Source organism: Streptomyces sp. NPDC050534 (assembly GCF_044457745.1).
Taxonomy (GTDB): Bacteria; Actinomycetota; Actinomycetes; order Streptomycetales; family Streptomycetaceae; genus Streptomyces.
Genome location: NZ_JBITHF010000010.1, coordinates 178,143 through 193,653, shown reverse-complemented (window position 1 = coordinate 193,653; position 15,511 = coordinate 178,143). Strand labels below are relative to the sequence as shown.

General features: G+C 73.8%; 11 protein-coding genes. 5 read left to right on the top strand and 6 right to left on the bottom strand.

The window, feature by feature from the left end; genetic code table 11:
• Window positions 1–180 precede the first annotated feature (180 nt).
• The 5 genes from ACIBN2_RS30955 to ACIBN2_RS30935 all read left to right on the top strand — a co-directional run bounded on the left by ACIBN2_RS30955 (window position 181) and on the right by ACIBN2_RS30935 (window position 8,886).
• Window positions 181–2,910, top strand: a complete 2,730-nt coding sequence (locus ACIBN2_RS30955; RefSeq protein ID WP_399139262.1) for a CocE/NonD family hydrolase — start codon at window positions 181–183, stop codon at window positions 2,908–2,910.
• Window positions 2,907–3,770, top strand: coding sequence for an ABC transporter permease (locus ACIBN2_RS30950; RefSeq protein ID WP_399139260.1), 864 nt, complete (start codon window positions 2,907–2,909; stop codon window positions 3,768–3,770). Before ACIBN2_RS30955 ends, ACIBN2_RS30950 begins: the two co-directional genes overlap by 4 nt.
• Before the next feature lie 147 nt (window positions 3,771–3,917).
• On the top strand, window positions 3,918–5,510 hold the full coding sequence (locus ACIBN2_RS30945; protein WP_399139259.1) for a von Willebrand factor type A domain-containing protein: 1,593 nt from the start codon (window positions 3,918–3,920) through the stop codon (window positions 5,508–5,510).
• An 86-nt stretch (window positions 5,511–5,596) separates the two neighbouring features.
• The gene (locus tag ACIBN2_RS30940) at window positions 5,597–7,516 is read left to right on the top strand and encodes an AMP-dependent synthetase/ligase (RefSeq protein WP_399139257.1); all 1,920 of its coding nucleotides are present in this window, start codon (window positions 5,597–5,599) and stop codon (window positions 7,514–7,516) included.
• 119 nt (window positions 7,517–7,635) lie between these two features.
• Entirely contained in the window at window positions 7,636–8,886 is a 1,251-nt protein-coding gene (locus ACIBN2_RS30935; RefSeq protein ID WP_399139255.1) for a glycoside hydrolase family 26 protein, read from the top strand.
• A 3-nt stretch (window positions 8,887–8,889) separates the two neighbouring features.
• On the opposite strand, the gene ACIBN2_RS30930 is transcribed toward ACIBN2_RS30935, so the two are convergent.
• From ACIBN2_RS30930 to ACIBN2_RS30905, 6 genes are read right to left on the bottom strand one after another with little or no spacing between them, the layout of a single operon-like run.
• Window positions 8,890–9,999: a GNAT family N-acetyltransferase gene (locus tag ACIBN2_RS30930; RefSeq protein ID WP_399139253.1), complete on the bottom strand. Its 1,110-nt coding sequence runs from the start codon at window positions 9,997–9,999 to the stop codon at window positions 8,890–8,892.
• Window positions 9,996–10,664 (bottom strand): lipopolysaccharide biosynthesis protein, encoded by a 669-nt coding sequence (locus ACIBN2_RS30925; RefSeq protein ID WP_399139252.1) that lies wholly within the window; start codon window positions 10,662–10,664, stop codon window positions 9,996–9,998. The genes ACIBN2_RS30930 and ACIBN2_RS30925 overlap by 4 nt, the downstream gene beginning before the upstream one ends.
• Window positions 10,661–11,803, bottom strand: coding sequence for a glycosyltransferase (locus ACIBN2_RS30920; RefSeq protein ID WP_399139250.1), 1,143 nt, complete (start codon window positions 11,801–11,803; stop codon window positions 10,661–10,663). The genes ACIBN2_RS30925 and ACIBN2_RS30920 overlap by 4 nt, the downstream gene beginning before the upstream one ends.
• On the bottom strand, window positions 11,800–12,591 hold the full coding sequence (locus ACIBN2_RS30915; protein ID WP_399139249.1) for a polysaccharide deacetylase family protein: 792 nt from the start codon (window positions 12,589–12,591) through the stop codon (window positions 11,800–11,802). The genes ACIBN2_RS30920 and ACIBN2_RS30915 overlap by 4 nt, the downstream gene beginning before the upstream one ends.
• Window positions 12,581–14,272, bottom strand: coding sequence for a murein biosynthesis integral membrane protein MurJ (gene murJ, locus ACIBN2_RS30910; RefSeq protein WP_399139247.1), 1,692 nt, complete (start codon window positions 14,270–14,272; stop codon window positions 12,581–12,583). The genes ACIBN2_RS30915 and murJ overlap by 11 nt, the downstream gene beginning before the upstream one ends.
• Window positions 14,269–15,498: an O-antigen ligase family protein gene (locus ACIBN2_RS30905; protein WP_399139590.1), complete on the bottom strand. Its 1,230-nt coding sequence runs from the start codon at window positions 15,496–15,498 to the stop codon at window positions 14,269–14,271. The genes murJ and ACIBN2_RS30905 overlap by 4 nt, the downstream gene beginning before the upstream one ends.
• Window positions 15,499–15,511 lie beyond the last annotated feature (13 nt).

Sequence of the window (15,511 nt, the reverse complement as noted above, 5' to 3'; positions counted from 1 at the left end):
GCGCGAGGAACTGCGCGAGCAACCACGACGAACCCGCAGCCGTCCGACCACGGAACCGCCCGAGCTCGTGGACGTACCACAACCGCGGTACGGCGAAGCAAATCCGTACTCCCGGGGAAGGGGCACCTGTTCACCCCGGAGGCTGCCCCAACTGTCAGAGACCCCCCGTACCGTTGAAGCATGGATCTTCGACCGTCCCGCCTGCGAGGGCTGCTGCGAACCCCCCGGAGGGCACTCGCCGCCGGTGCCGCCGTCGTGGTGCTCGCGGGCGCGGGCACCTGGACGGCCGTCGCCTCGGACGAAAAGCCTGCCGTGCACCGGACCGACCGCCTCATGTCGATGGACGGGGTGAAGATCGACACCTCGTACTTCACACCCCCCTCGACCGGCGGACGCCACCCCGCCGTGCTGCTCGCCCACGGCTTCGGCGGCAGCAAGCAGGACGTGCGTCAGCAGGCGCAGGACCTCGCCAGGGACGGCTACGCGGTCCTGACCTGGTCCGCACGCGGCTTCGGCAGGTCCACCGGCAGGATCGGGCTGAACGACCCGAAGGGAGAGGTCGCCGACGTCTCCCGTCTGATCGACTGGCTGGCGAAACAGCCCCAGGTCCAGCTCGACAAGCCCGGCGACCCGCGCGTGGGCGTGGCCGGCGCCTCGTACGGCGGCGCGATCTCGCTGCTGGCCGCGGGGTACGACCACCGGGTGGACGCCATCGCCCCGGCGATCACGTACTGGAACCTGGCGGACGCCCTGTTCCCGGACGGCGTGTTCAAGAAGCTGTGGGCCGGGATCTTCGTCAACTCCGGCGGCGGGTGCGCGAAGTTCGAGCCCCAGCTGTGCCGCATGTACGAGCGGGTCGCGGAGTCGGGCAAGCCCGACGCGCAGGCGCGCGAGCTGCTGGAAGCCCGCTCCCCGTCCGCCGTCGCCGGCCGCATCAAGGTGCCGACGCTCCTGGTGCAGGGCCAGACCGACTCCCTCTTCCCGCTCGGCCAGGCCGACGCGGCGGCGAAGGCCGTCCGTGCGGGCGGCGCCCCGGTCGACGTCGACTGGATCGCCGGCGGCCACGACGGCGGCGACCTGGAGTCGAGCCGCGTGCAGGCACGCGTGCGTACGTGGTTCGACCGCTACCTCAAGAACGACAAGGGCACGGACACCGGCCCGGCCTTCCGCATCAGCCGCAGCGGCGGCGTCGACTCCACGAGCGGCGCGGCGGTGCTGCGGGGCGCGAGCGCCGACGCGTACCCCGGCCTGGAGAGCGGGCAGCGCCCGCTGCGGCTGCGGGGCACCGAGCAGAGCTTCGCCAACCCGGCCGGCGGCAGCCCGCCCGGCGTCTCCGCACTGCCCGGCCTCGGCGGCTCCGGCGGACTCGCCCAGCTGTCCTCGCTCGGCGTCGGGGTGTCGCTGGACTTCCCCGGCCAGTACGCGCAGTTCGAGTCGGCGCCGCTCACCGGCGGCCTGCGGATCACCGGATCGCCGACGGTCACCGTCCACGTGAAGTCGACGAGCGACGACGCCGTGCTCTTCGGGAAGGTGTACGACGTCTCTCCCGGAGGTGGCACACCCCAGCTGCCCGCGCAGTTGGTGACCCCCGTCCGCGTCGAGGGCGCCAAGGCCGGCAAGGACGTCACGATCACCCTCCCGGCCGTCGACCACCAGGTCGAGCAGGGCCACCGGCTGCGCCTGGTCCTCGCCTCCACCGACCTGGGCTACGCCTCCCCGGTGAACCCGGCGACGTACACCGTCTCCCTGAAGAGCGACCTGAAGGTGCCGACGGCGCCCGGCGTGAGCACGGCGGCCGCCCCGCTGCCGTCCTGGGTGTGGTGGCTCCCGATGGCGGGCGCGGTGATCGCCCTGGCGCTGCTGCTGGCCGGCCGCCGCCGTACGACCGCGGCGCCTCCGGACCCGGCACTCGCCGAAGTCCCGCTCCAGATCACGGACTTGAGCAAGCGGTACGCCCGGTCGGCGGACCGTTACGCGGTGCGGGATCTGTCCTTCCGCGTGGAGAAGGGCCAGGTCCTCGGCCTCCTCGGGCCGAACGGCGCGGGCAAGACCACCACCCTGCGCATGCTGATGGGCCTCATCAAGCCGGACTCCGGCGAGATCCGGGTCTTCGGGCACGGGATCCGCCCCGGTGCTCCGGTCCTGTCGCGGGTCGGCGCGTTCGTGGAGGGCTCGGGCTTCCTGCCGCACCTGTCCGGCCGCGAGAACCTGGAGCTGTACTGGCGGGCGACGGGCCGGCCGCCCGAGGACGCCCATCTGGACGAGGCCCTGGAGATCGCCGGTCTCGGCGACGCGCTCGCCCGCGCGGTGCGCACGTACTCCCAGGGGATGCGCCAGCGCCTCGCGATCGCGCAGGCCATGCTCGGCCTCCCGGACCTGCTCATCCTCGACGAGCCGACCAACGGCCTCGACCCGCCGCAGATCCGCGAGATGCGCGAGGTGCTCATCCGGTACGCGGCGGCCGGCCGCACGGTCATCGTCTCCAGCCACCTCCTGGCGGAGGTCGAGCAGTCCTGCACCCACCTCGTCGTCATGGACCGCGGCCGTCTCGTCCAGGCGGGCCCGGTGTCCGAGATCATCGGCTCCGGCGACACCCTCCTCGTCGGCCTCGCGACCGACATCCCGGACCCGCTGGTCGAGAAGGTGGCGGCGCTGCCGGGCGTCGAGTCGGCGGTACGGACGGCCGGCGGCCTGCTGGTGCGCCTGGCAAGCTCCGGTCCGGCAGCGCCCCCAAGGGGCACGGGGAACGGCGCGACCAGCCACGACCAAGCCGCAGACGAACAACCGCCCCGCACAGGTTCCGCCGAACTCCTCGTGGACCTCGTACGCCTGGAGATCCCCGTCTCCTCCCTCGGCCCCCACCGCCGGCTCGAGGACGCCTTCCTCACCCTGATCGGAGGTTCCGCATGAGCACGCTCGTCGAGCGCACCGGGACCGCCTCCGGGTACAAGGCGGGCCGCACGCTGCCCCTGCGGGTCGAGCTGGTCCGCCAGCTCAAGCGGCGCCGGACGCTGATCATGGGCGGGATCCTCGCGCTGCTGCCGTTCGTGCTGCTGATCGCGTTCGCGATCGGCGGCGACCCGGGCGGCCGCAACGACAGGGTGACGCTGATGGACACGGCCACCGCGTCGGGAGCCAACTTCGCCGCCGTCAACCTCTTCGTCTCCGCGGGCTTCCTGCTCGTCATCCCCGTGGCCCTGTTCTGCGGGGACACCGTCGCCTCGGAGGCCAGCTGGTCCTCCCTGCGCTATCTGCTGGCCGCACCCGTGCCGCGGGCCCGTCTGCTGTGGTCCAAGCTCCTCGTCGCCCTGGGCCTCAGCCTGGCCGCGATGATCCTGCTGCCGGTGGTGGCGCTCGCCGTCGGCACGGCCGCGTACGGCTGGGGCCCGCTCCAGATCCCCACCGGCGGCGCGCTGGACACGGGCACGGCGACGCAGCGCCTGCTGGTGGTCGTGGCGTACATCTTCGTGTCACAACTGGTCACCGCGGGGCTCGCGTTCTGGCTCTCGACGAAGACCGACGCGCCCCTCGGCGCGGTCGGCGGCGCGGTCGGTCTGACGATCGTCGGCAACGTCCTGGACGCCGTCACCGCCCTCGGCCACTGGCGCGACTTCCTGCCCGCGCACTGGCAGTTCGCCTGGGCGGACGCCGTCCAGCCGCATCCCGAGTGGTCCGGCATGATCGAGGGCACGGCGATTTCGATAACGTACGCGCTCGTCCTGTTCGCCCTGGCCTTCCGGGGTTTCGCCCGCAAGGACATCGTGTCCTAGGTCAACGGAGGATCACCCACCGGTCTCGGCGGCCCATGATCGTGGCCCGTTTGAGATCCATCCGCAACGCCCCGTGCCGCACGTCCGGCCCCCTTGCGCCGTCACAGTCACAGACATCGGCGTCAACTCACCAAGGGGGCACGGAAGATGGAGCGGTACCGAACACCCCGGCCGGGCACGCCACACCGCCGCACCGGCCGGCAGCGCACCGGCCGGCGGCGCACCCGCACGCTGCGCACCGCCGTCCTCGCGCTCACGGCGGCGGGTGGCCTGCTGCTCACGGCCTGCAGCGCGGGCGGCGGCTCCGACAGCAGCAGCAAGAGCTCGGACGGCTCGTACCGGCACGGTTTCCCGGCCCCGGCCGCCCCGACGGCCGGTGACCAGAAGGGCGGGGACAGGTTCGCGAGCCCCTCCCCGTCCCCCGGACGCCTCTCCACCTTCGCCCTCGACGTCGACACCGCCTCCTACGAGTACGCCCGCCGCACCCTCGCCCAGGGAGGGCGCCCCGACCCCGCCACCATCCGCCCCGAGGAGTTCGTGAACAGCTTCCGCCAGGACTACGAACGCCCCGACGGCAACGGCTTCTCGGTCACCGTCGACGGCGCCCGTACCGACGAGCGGAACTGGTCCCTCGTCCGGGTCGGCCTGGCCACCCGTCCCGCCGGCGATTCCGGAGAACGCCCGCCCGCCGCCCTCACCTTCGTCATCGACATCTCCGGCTCCATGTCCGAGCCGGGCCGGCTCGACCTCGCCCAGAAGTCCCTCGACACGATGACGAACCGGCTGCGCGACGACGACTCGGTCGCCCTCGTCACCTTCAGCGAGCAGGCCGAGACCGTCCTGCCGATGACCCGCCTCGGCGGCCACCGCGGCGAGATCCGCGACGCGATCGACAGCCTGGAGCCGACGTACTCCACCAATCTCGGCGCGGGCGTCGAGACCGGCTACGCCACGGCCGTGAAGGGCCGCCGCGCGCACGCCACCAACCGCGTGGTCCTGATCTCCGACGCCCTCGCCAACGACGGCGACACCGACCCGGACTCCATCCTCGACCGCATCTCCACGGCCCGCCGCGAGTACGGCATCACCCTCTTCGGGGTCGGTGTCGGCAGCGACTACGGCGACGCCCTCATGGAGCGCCTCGCCGACAAGGGCGACGGCCACACCGTGTACGTGTCGGGGGAGGACGACGCCCGCAAGGTCTTCTGCGACGAACTCCCGCAGAACATCGACCTGACCGCCCGCGACGCCAAGGCCCAGGTCGCCTTCGACCCCGCCACGGTCGCCGACTTCCGCCTGGTCGGCTACGACGACCGCCAGGTCGCGAACGACGACTTCCGCGACGACCGCGTCGACGGCGGCGAGGTCGGCCCCGGCCACACGGTCACCGCTCTCTACGCGGTCCGCACCCGGCCCGGCGCCGAAGGCCACCTCGCCACGGCGACCGTCCGCTGGCTCGACCCCGACACCCGCGCGCCGCACGAGCGGTCCGGCGAGGTGGAGACCACCGGCCTGGGGGACTCCGTCTGGGAGGCGGCCCCCCGCTTCCAGGTGACCGCCGTGGCCGCCTACTTCGCCGACGCCCTGCGCCTGGGCGACGACCGCTGGTCCACCCTCCCCGGCGACCCCGGACTCGGCGAACTCAAAGATCGCGCGGACGGGTTGGCGAAGCGGACCGAGGACCGGGACGTACGCCGCCTCGCGGACGCGATCGGGGAGGCCGGCCGAGGTCAGGGCTAGGACACCAGTTCAGTCGCGAGGCCCCATTGACCTTTTCTTACTTGCGAGTAAGTTGACCCCCCAGTCAGAGCCGACCGGGAGCCTTCATGGGTGTACGCAGGGATCTGAAGAGGGCAAAGCAGCGCACGGACCTGGCGGCCCGCACCAGGGTCGAGGTCACCAGGGACGAGAACGGCGTCGTACGCGAGGCCCGCACGCCGGCCCTCGCGCCCCGCACCACCTCCGGCAGTACCGCCGATCTCCCCTACATCAACGCGGCCGAGGCGCCCGACGCCGTGGTCCTGCGCCGCAGACGGAGCGGCAGCTGGCGGCCGGTGACCGCGGCGGCCTTCGCCCGCGACGTCACGGCCGTGGCCAAGGGGCTGATCGCGGCGGGCCTCGAGCCGGGCGGCCGGGTCGCGGTGATGTCCCGCACCCGCTACGAGTGGACGGTCCTGGACTTCGCGATCTGGGCGGCGGGCGGCCAGACCGTCCCCGTCTACGCCACGTCCTCGGCCGACCAGGTCGAGTGGATCGTCCGCGACTCCGGGGCCCGGCTCGTCGTCGCCGAGACCGCCGAGAACGCGGCCACGGTGGCGACGGGCACGGCCCGCCACGAACACCCGCCCCGCGTCTGGCAGTTGGACGAAAGTGCCCTCGCCGACCTCACGGCGCTCGGCCGCGACCTGCCCGACGAGGAGGTCACCAAGCGCCGTGCCGCACTCACCCCCGACACGACCGCGACCATCTGCTACACCTCCGGCACCACCGGAAAACCCAAGGGCTGCGTCCTCACCCACGCCAATCTGCACGCCGAGGCCGCCAACACGGTCGAGATGCTGCACCCCATCTTCAAGGAGGTCACGGGCCAGGTCGCCTCGACCCTGCTCTTCCTCCCGCTCGCCCACATCCTCGGCCGCACCCTCCAGATCGCGTGCCTGATGGCCCGTATCGAGATCGGCCACTGCCCGAGCATCAAACCCGCCGAACTCAGGCCCGCCCTCAAGGAGTTCCGCCCCACCTTCCTCGTCGGCGTCCCGTACCTCTTCGAAAAGATTCACGACACCGGCCGCGCGACCGCCGAGAAGATCGGCCGCGGTGCCTCCTTCGACCGCGCGGACCGCGTCGGCGTCCGCTTCGGGGAGGCGTACCTGAACAAGTTCCTGGAGACGGGCAAGGGCCCCGGCCCCGGTCTGTACGCCGCCTGGGCCCTGTACGACCTGCTGGTCTACCGCCGCGTCCGCAAGGAGCTCGGCGGCCGCATGCGCTACGCCATCAGCGGCGGCTCCCCCCTCGACCGCAACCTCAACCTGTTCTTCTACGCCGCCGGAATCATCGTCTACGAGGGCTACGGCCTGACCGAGACCAGTGCCGCCGCCACCATCGTCCCGCCCCTCAAGCCCCGCCCCGGCACCGTCGGCGTCCCGGTCCCCGGCACCGCGGTGCGCATCGCCGAGGACGGCGAGGTGCTCATCAAGGGCGGCGTCGTCTTCGGCGCGTACTGGAACAACCCGGCCGCCACCGACGCGGTGCTCCAGGACGAGTGGTTCGCCACCGGCGACCTCGGCGCCCTCGACGAGGACGGCTACCTCACCATCACCGGCCGCAAGAAGGACATCCTCGTCACCTCCGGCGGCAAGAACGTCTCCCCGGCCGTCCTGGAGGACCGGCTGCGCAGCCGCCCGCCGGTCGGCCAGTGCATCGTCGTGGGCGACAACCGTCCCTTCGTCGCCGCCGTCATCACCCTCGAACCGGAGGCCGTGGAGCACTGGCTGACGGTCCGTAAGCTGCCCGCGGACACCCCGATGTCCGAGGTGGTGCGGGACGCGCGCATGCGCGCCGACGTCCAGAAGGCCGTGGACTACGCCAACGAGGCCGTCTCCCGGGCCGAGTCGATCCGCGCGTTCACCCTGGTCGAGGGTGAATTCACGGAGGACAACGGTCTGCTCACGCCGTCGCTGAAGGTCAAGCGCCATGCGGTCACGGGGGCGTACGCCGAGGAGATAGAGGCGCTGTACGCCCGCTGACGTCACAGCTCCGGTCACTCGCGCGGGTGACTCATGCCCAGCCGACCACTCAAGTGGGGCAATAAAGTGATATATGACTAAGTGTCACTGAACGTAGGATCTGCGGCGAAGGAGGACGAATGATCCCTCGCCGCCGGTCCGCCCTCGTACGGCTGGCACTCGCCACCGCCGGAGTGCTCACGCTGGCCTCGCTCGTCTGGGGCCCGGTGTCCGCGCCCGACGACGACCAGAACCCCGACCCGCCGCCGGTGGTGCCCACCGCGCCGGGTCCCACCCCCGCCCCGCCCGAGGCGCCCTTCCCCGCGGGCGCGGACAGCGAGCGGCCCGCGTTCGGCGCCTTTCTCGACTCCGAGGCCGTGGGACTGGCGCGGATGCGGAAGTTCAGCAGCTGGCTCGGCGGCACCGAACTGCGCGTCGGGCATACGTATCTGCCGGGCGACGTGTGGAGCAACATCGAGGGCGGCAGCGGCTTCCTCGACAGCTGGGCCCGGTGGCGGCAGGCCAAGCCCGACCGGATGCTCGTGCTCAACGTCCCGCTGATGGAGCACAACGAGGCGGAGGTCTCCGACACGGCCGTCAGGCGTCTGCTCCGGCGTGCCGCGGCCGGCGCCTACGACGAGCACTTCCGGGTCCTGGCGCAGCGGCTGGTCGACCTGGGTGCGACGGACACCGTCCTCGTCCTCGGCTGGGAGATGAACGGCACGACGTACACGCACCGTTGCGGCCCCGACCCCGAGGACTGGAAGGAGTACTGGCGACGCATCGTCACCGTCATGCGCTCGGTGCCGGGCCAGAAGTTCAGGTTCGACTTCGCCCCCAGCCGCGGCCGGGACGCGATCCCGTGGCCGGAGTGCTACCCCGGTGACGACGTCGTCGACATCGTCGGCATGGACTCCTACGACCAGCCCCACGGGATGTCCTTCGACGAGCAGATCTCCGAGCCCTACGGTCTCCAGTTCCACGTGGACTTCGCGCGCGAGCACCACAAGCCGTTCTCGTACCCGGAGTGGGGCCTGTTCCGCAACGGCGACGACAGCATGTACATGCTGCGGATGCTGGCCTGGATGGACGAGCAGAAGCCGCTGTACAACACCCTCACCGACTACTGCCCGCACGGCGTCTGGCAGTGCGGCGGCAACCCCCGGGCCTCCGCCCTGTACCGCGCGTCGCTGTCCAGCGCCCCCGTGCCCAGGCCGGCACCGGGGCCGTCCTTCCCCGCCCCGCCCGCGCTGCCCGTGCCCGCGCCGCCCGCACCGCCCACGCGACCCGCGGTGACGCCTCCGACGCCGACACCGGTGCCGCGACCGACACCCGTGCCGACGCCGGCTGCGACGCCACCGTCCCCGGCCGCCGGCCGGCCCCCGAGATGAGCGCTACCCGTGCGCCTGGAGCTCGGGCTTCCTGCGCAGGACCTTCTTGGCCGCACGCCGGGCCGTGGCGTGCGAGACGGAGGCCGCGAGCAGCGGCGCGGCGAGCGGACCGGCCATCAGGAGGCGCTCGTTGTGGACCGTCTCGGGACACCAGCGGTACTTGTACGGCTCGTCACCGCGCAGCAGGCTCAGCACCCGGCCCTCGCCGCCGCAGGCGAGCTCGCTGGACGCGCGCAGCAGCATCGTCGCCACGTCCAGCTTGCTGTCCCGCAGCCGCGGGTGGAAGCCGTACAGATACTCGCCGGTCAACCCCCCTGACAGCAGATGCAGGTCGACCGCGACCACCGAGCCCTCCAGCAGGAACTCGGTCACCGCGGCCTGCCCCGACCGGGCCATCGGGACCACCGAGCGGGTCAGGTGCTCCATGAACCGCGGCCGGGTGTGCTCCGGTGTGACCTTCTTGCCCTCCCACTGGAGCCGGTGCAGCTCGATCAGCCGCCGCACCGCGTTCTCCGTCTCGTCGTGGCCCACCACACGCCACTCGACGCCGAGCCGGCCGAGCCGGTTCACCTTGTTGCGGATGCGCTGGGCGCGCGTCGTCGGCAGCCGCTTGATCAGGTCGCTCATGGGCAGGGCGGGCAGCTCCAGGCACGTCGAGTCGCGCAGGCGGCAGCGCGGACCGCGCCAGTGCCGGTAGACCTGTTCCACCGCGCTGCCCGGCCGGACGTCGCGGAAGTCGACCAGCGCGGTGCGGGCCGCGCCGGCCAGGGCGTCCGCCAGCGCCTGACCGCCCTCCTCGGCGTCCGCCTCGTCGAGCAGCACGTCGCGGAAGTCGGAGATGGCGCCGCCGATCGGCACCAGCCGGGGCACGGGGCGCCACTCGATCGTCAGCGGTGCGGCGCCCACGAGCCGGCCGTCCCGCCGGACCAGGAAGAGCCGCAGCCCGCCGGGTGTGCCGTACGACAGCCACCAGGAGTGCAGCCAGGCGTGGGTCTGGAACGGCGTCGCCGACGGGCAGGACGCGTGCAACCGTCCCCACTCCTCGGCCAGCGCGGCGAACTCCGCCTCATCCGTGCACAGTTCGACCGACAGCGCGCGGCCGGCCGCGGTCACCCGAGCTTCCCGTGGGCGTCCACGGCGTGGGTCGGGGCGGGCACCGTCGCCTGCTCCCGGACGGCGTCCGCGGACCGCCGCGGCCGCGCCAGCAGCGCGAGGCCGCCGAGCAGACCTCCGGCGCTCGCGCCCACCAGTCCGGTCAGTTTCCAGGACGGCGACGAAGGCTCGGTGGGCTTCAGGGCAGGGGAGAGCCGCTCCAGGCGGATGCCGGTGGCCTTCTGGGTGTGTCCCGCCTGCGTGACGAGCGCGCCGGACACTGCGTTGGCGATGGCGGCGGCCTGCGCGGGGCTCGATCCGGTCGCCGAGACCGAGACCATCGGCGCGTCCGGCGAGGACGCGACCTGCACGCTGTCGCGCAGCGCCGCGGCCGGCACGCCCGCCGCCCCCTGCGCGTCCCCGAGCGCCGCGAGCTGCGGGGCCACCCGGCCGTACGCCTGCGCGAAGCCGAGCGCGTCGGCGCAGTCGACGTCCGACCGGCCGGCCGCCACCGCGACGACGGAACTCGTCGCCGTGTACTGCGGCGGCTTCGCCAGCCCGTACGCGCCGCCGGCCACGGCGCCGAGCAGCGCGCCGGCCGGCAGCGCCCACCACGCGGGCAGCCGCCTCGCGCGAGTGCGCGCACGGCGCGGCAGCCGGGCGGGCTGAACGGGGTTGTCGGTCATGAGGAACTCACTTCCAGGGTCGAGCCGTACAGAGCGGCCGTGTACACATCCATCAACTGCCGGGCGCTGCACGCGATGTCGTAGCGGCGCACGGCGTCCGGCGCGGTGCGCCCGCCGGGGCCCGCCGCGCGCAGCCGCTGCAGTTCCCGCGCGTACGCGCCGGATGCGCCGGTGACCCGCCGGGCCTCCGGCACCGCGTCCGGCGGCAGGTCCTCCACGGCGGGGCAGCTCGCGTACAACACGGGCAGCCCGGCCGCCAGCGCCTCCACCACGGCCAGCCCGAAGGCCTCCTCGGCCGACGGCGAGGCGAGCACGTCCATCGCGGACAGCAGCGCCACGACGCCGGGCGCGTCGTCGCCGGGGCCCGGCAGATACGGCCGCTCACCGGCCAGCACCAGCCGGTCTGCGACCCCGAGCCCCCGGGCGAGGCGCCGCAGCGCCTCCTCTTCGGGACCGCCGCCGACCAGCAGCAGCCGTACGTCACCGGGCAGCCGGGCCAGCGCGCGCACGAGCAGGTCGAAGCGTTTGCCCGGGGCGAGCCGCCCCACCCCGCCGATGACGTACGCGTCCTCGGGCAGCCCGTGGAACGCCCGAGCCTCCTTGCGCCGGACCTCGTCGAAGGTGAACCGGGAGGCGTCGATGCCGTTCGGGATGACGTGGAGGCGCGACGCCGGTACGCCCCACTGCCGCAGCCGCTCGGCCACCGCCGGGGAGACGGCGACCGTGGCACGGCCGAGCCGCTCACCGGCCAGGTACAGCGCCCGCACGCCCGCGGTCAGCGGCCGGCCCTCCAGCCGGGTGTCGCCGATCGAGTGCTCGGTGGCGACGACGGCCCGAACTCCCGCGAGGCGCGCGGCGATCCGGCCGTAGAGGCAGGCCCGGTACAGGTGGGTGTGGACGACGTCGTAGCCGCCGGCGCGGATCAGCCGGGTGAGGCGGGGGAGCGCGCCGAGGTCGCGGTTGCCGCCCATCCCGAGGTGGGTGACGCGGACACCGTCGGCCGCCAGGCCCGCGGCGACCGGGCCGGGGTTGGTCAGCGCCACCACGTCGCACTGCGCGGGAAGATGCCGGAGCAGCAGCCGCAGTTGCTGCTCCGCACCCCCCACACCGAGACCGGTGATGACGTGCAGCGCCCTCACACGGCCCCCACGGCGCGGCCGAAGCGCCGGGCCAGGCGCCGCTTCAGCTCCAGCCGGGGCGCGGTGTCGGCCCGCCCGAGGTGGATGCGCGGCAGCGCGAAGTCGCCGCAGCACTCCGGGCCGGGGGAGATCGCGCAGGCGTAGCGGTAACCGGCCCGGCGCACCGCGGCCGCGACGCGCTCGTCCATGTAGCCGTACGGGTAGCAGAAGCCCTCGACGTCCCGCCCGATGATCCCGGCGAGCAGCCGGCGGCTGTCGTCGATCTCGGAGTGCAGCACCTCGTCCGAGGCCTTGGTCAGGTCGAGGTGGGTCAGGCCGTGCGAGGCGACCTCCATCCCCGCCGCCACGACCCGGCGGATGCCGCCCGTGTCGAGCAGCGGCTTGCGCGGTCCGTGCGGCTCCCAGCCGTTCTCGCCGCCGAGCCGCCCGGGCAGCACGAACACGGTCGCCGTGCAGCCCCAGCGGTGCAGCACGGGCAGCGCGGTGCTCGCGAAGTCGGCGAACCCGTCGTCGAAGGTGAGCCCGACCAGGCCGCGCTCCGCGCCGCGGGCGCGTGCCGCGAGCAGCTCCCGCATGCTCACGCCGCGCAGACCGCGGCCGGTCATCCAGGCGAGCTGGCGGCCGAGGCGTTCGGGGGTGACGGTGACGTTGTACGGGTCGTCCGGGCAGTCCGAGACGGAGTGATACATGGCCACCCAGGCGGCCGGTCCTCTCCGGCCGAGGTCTCGCGCGGGCGGCCGTGGGTCGGGTCCAGCCGTGGGCGATGCGGAGGAAACGTCAGCGACCATGGCCCACCTTTCGTGTGACGGGGCTACGGAGGTACTGCGCGACAGGAAGCAGGAGGGACCGGGCGCCGGCGGCGTCGAGAAGCCAGGCCAGCGACAGGAAGACGGTGGTCACGCAGGTGCAGCAGACGGCGACGGCGGCCGCCGGGGAGGTGAACAGCCCGGAGCAGAACAGGCCCGCCCCGGTGGCGCACACCGCCGCGAACAGCGGCCGGGCCAGCTCGGCCAGCAACCGGCGCACGCGCACGGGCACGCTGCCCGGGCCCAGGCCGTGCAGCAGGAGCAGCGCGGTGGCGGTGATGCCGGTCGCGTTGGCCGCGGCGATGCCGCACGCACCCCAGGGCCCGACGGCCCAGGCGCCGACGGCGACGGTGGCCAGCGCGCCCACGCCCATCGCGCCCAGCGGGAACCAGGTGGTGCGGCCGGCCGCGAAGTACGACCGCACGAACGCCCCCACCAGCGTCTGCCCGAGCAGCCCGGTCGCGTACACCCGCATCACGGACGCGGTCGCGGCGGTGTCCTGCGCGGTGAACGCGCCTCGCTGGAAAAGGAGTTGGACGATCTGCGGTGCGCAGGCCAGCACCACCGCGGCGCCGAGCAGGACCAGAGAACCCATCAGCACCAGGTCCCGCTCGACACGGTCCCGGGCCCGCCGGGTGTCGCCCTCGGCGATCGCCTGCGCCACCACCGGGAAGGTGACGACGCACACCATGCTCGACAGCGACATCGGCAACTGGGCCACCTTCTGCGCGTAGTTGAGGTGCGAGATGGCGCCCGCGGGCAGCCCGGAGGCGAGATAGCGCTCGATCAGCACCTGCGACTGCCGGCACAGGGCGAACAGCAGCACCGCGCAGACCAGGCCGGGCGCGAGCGGCCGGCCACCGTCCCCGTCGTAGGCGAGGGCCCGGCGCCGGGGCCTGCGGGCGAGCCGCCGGGCCAGGGACGGCGCCTGTACGGCCACCATGAGGCACCCGCCGAGGGCGACGCCGAGCGCCGCGGACCGCACGCCCCAGCGCGCACCGAGGACGAACATCGAGGTGATGATCGCGATGTTGTACGCGATGTAGATCGCGCCGGGCGCTAGATACGCACGGTGGGCGCGCAGCGCCGCGCTGCAGTACCCGGCGAGACCGAAGCTCAGTACGCAGGTCGCGGTCAGCCGGGTGCAGGCGACGGCGAGCGACGCGTCGCGCAGACCGGGCGCGAGGACGGACACCACCAGCGGCGCCCCGGCCACCAGCGCGGCGGCCGTGGCGGCGAAGGCCAGGCACAGCCGGGGCAGGGAGGCCGCGACCAGGGCGCGCACGGGGTCCGGCGTGCCCCTCCCGCGCGCCCGCAGCGCCAGCGCCGCGCTGAACGCGGGCACCAGCACGAACGACAGGCCGTCCTCGATCAGCAGGGTCGCCGCCAGTTCGGGCACCGTCCAGGCGACCAGGAACGCGTCGGTCTCCGCACCGGCACCGAAGAGGTGCGCGAGCGACTGGTCCCGGCCGAGCCCGAGGACCGCCCCGGCGATGGAGAGCGCGGCGCTGAGCAGGGTCGCCCGGGCGAGGAAGCGGCGCGAGGGCGCGCCGTCCGCCGCGCGGGCGGCAGCCGGGCCGGGGCCACCGCCCGCCGGGAGCGGGCCGTACGTACCGGTGGTCCGGTCCGGTGCGCCCGCCGTCCTCGCGGCTCCGGGCCTCACAGGGCGCCCGATTCCGCGGCCGGATCCGTCGCCGGCGCGCCCGCCAGCGCCCACCAGGCGACGAAGCCGAAGCAGACGGCCGTCATCGTGGTGGAGGGGCCGCCGATGTCGGCGTAGAGGAAGTTGACGAGCTGCCACAGCAGCAGGCCCGAGCCCGCGAGGGCGCAGTCCAGGGCGCGCCCCGCGCGCCGCAGCCGGCGCAGCGAGCAGACCAGGAGAGCCAGCCAGCTGCCGGCCACGGTGAGCAGGCCCAGCAGGCCCTGCTCGCTCAGCAGCAGCATGTACATGTTGTGCGGAGAGAGCAGGGGCTGGCGCTTGTAGGCCTGGCCGGCGCCCTCGGTGTCGCTGCCCGACGACAGCGCGAGCGAGGCGTGGGCGTCCCGGTAGGCGGGGAAGGCCTTCAGGCCCACTCCGGTCACCGGGTGCTCGCGCCACATGTCGGTGGCCGCCGCCCACATGGTGTACCGGTCGACGACCGACTGGTCCGGCGCGTCGGTGACCTGGGTGATGCTGGTCAGCCGCTCCTGAAGCGCCGCGGCGCCCACGCCGAACCCGCCCACGAGCACCACCGCGGCCGCGGCCGCCACCGCGAGCACCGCCAGCGCCCGCCGCACCCCGGCCAGCAGCAGCTGCGTCCCGCAGGCCACGGCCGTGGCGATCCAGGCGCCCCGGCTGAAGGACAGCGCGAGCGGCACGAGCAGCGCCAGCGCGCATCCCGCGGCCACGATCCGCTGCCGCCGCGCGGGCGCCCCGAGCGCGAGCGCGGTCAGGGCCACCACTCCGCAGGCCACCACGCTCGCCATCCCCATCACGTCGGACGGCCCGAAGGTGCCCACCGCCCGGATGTCGGCGCCCTGGTAGGAGGCGCCGGTCCCGGTGAGGTACTGGTGCACCCCGACCGCCCCCTGCCACAGCGCGAGCCCGGCCAGCGACCACAGCACCAGCCGCGCGTCGCGCCGGTCGCGCACCAGCAGCAAGACCGCGAGCGGGACGAGCACGAACACCTGGAGATAGCGGGCCAGTCCCGTGATCCCGTCGCCGGGCGTCACCGCCCCGGTCGCGGCAACCGCGATGCCCACCACGGGCAGCCCGAGCACCACCGCGGCGGTCCGGCTCAGCGGACGCCGTGCCTCCCGCACGGTTCGCACGGCGGCCCAGAGCACGGCCAGTCCGCAGGCCGCGTCGGCGGGCGAGGCACCGCTGTCGGACGCGGACGGCAGCCCCATCAGGGCGATCACC

Bases quoted from the DNA above. Each gene is read 5' to 3' on its own strand.
- ACIBN2_RS30955 (WP_399139262.1), top strand. From the start codon at position 181: ATGGATCTTCGACCGTCCCGCCTGCGAGGGCTGCTGCGAACCCCCCGG.
- ACIBN2_RS30950 (WP_399139260.1), top strand. From the start codon at position 2,907: ATGAGCACGCTCGTCGAGCGCACCGGGACCGCCTCCGGGTACAAGGCG.
- ACIBN2_RS30945 (WP_399139259.1), top strand. From the start codon at position 3,918: ATGGAGCGGTACCGAACACCCCGGCCGGGCACGCCACACCGCCGCACC.
- ACIBN2_RS30940 (WP_399139257.1), top strand. From the start codon at position 5,597: ATGGGTGTACGCAGGGATCTGAAGAGGGCAAAGCAGCGCACGGACCTG.
- ACIBN2_RS30935 (WP_399139255.1), top strand. From the start codon at position 7,636: ATGATCCCTCGCCGCCGGTCCGCCCTCGTACGGCTGGCACTCGCCACC.
- ACIBN2_RS30925 (WP_399139252.1), bottom strand. From the start codon at position 10,664: ATGACCGACAACCCCGTTCAGCCCGCCCGGCTGCCGCGCCGTGCGCGC.
- ACIBN2_RS30915 (WP_399139249.1), bottom strand. From the start codon at position 12,591: ATGGTCGCTGACGTTTCCTCCGCATCGCCCACGGCTGGACCCGACCCA.
- ACIBN2_RS30905 (WP_399139590.1), bottom strand. From the start codon at position 15,498: ATGGGGCTGCCGTCCGCGTCCGACAGCGGTGCCTCGCCCGCCGACGCG.